This window comes from Pseudoalteromonas aurantia, assembly GCF_005886875.1.
Classification (GTDB): Bacteria; Pseudomonadota; Gammaproteobacteria; order Enterobacterales; family Alteromonadaceae; genus Pseudoalteromonas; species Pseudoalteromonas aurantia_A.
Genome location: NZ_PNBY01000168.1, coordinates 1 through 463 on the forward strand (window position 1 = coordinate 1; position 463 = coordinate 463).

Genomic DNA, 463 nt, shown 5'->3' on the forward strand with positions numbered 1-463 from the left:
TATGCGGTAGTAAATTGCTTTCCCTATCGTCGTTAATTTTGACCATTTTTCAGTAAGATGGAATGGTGCAGCTGGAAGTACTTCATATTTACGATACTCAGTGCGGCCACGTTGTTGCTCCAGATAGCTGTATGCGGCCGCACGTTCGTTCTGACTATCAGTATAGAACGCCTCTTTAATTGCTTGATGCAATGACCCCTGATTACCTTTAACTGAAATAGATAGTTCGCCTCTTTTTCAAAGATCTTTTTAGCTATCTTAGTCTGACACCCCATAGCATCTAATGTGACTAAGTGACCTTTCAATTCTAGTAAATCAAGTAACTCGGGAATTGCTGTTATTTCATTGGATTTTGCATCTGTTTTAAGTTGACCCATTACAACGCCATTTTGAGACGCGAAGGCACTGACCATATGAATAGTCGACTTTCTGTCCGACGGTTCATAAGAACGCCTCAGAGTTT

Annotated in this window: 1 pseudogene; it reads right to left on the bottom strand. The window is 40.8% G+C overall.

Features of this window, described 5'->3' with window-relative positions:
- A pseudogene (locus tag CWC18_RS21650) lies at window positions 1-463 on the bottom strand (ISAs1 family transposase); the annotation flags it as partial.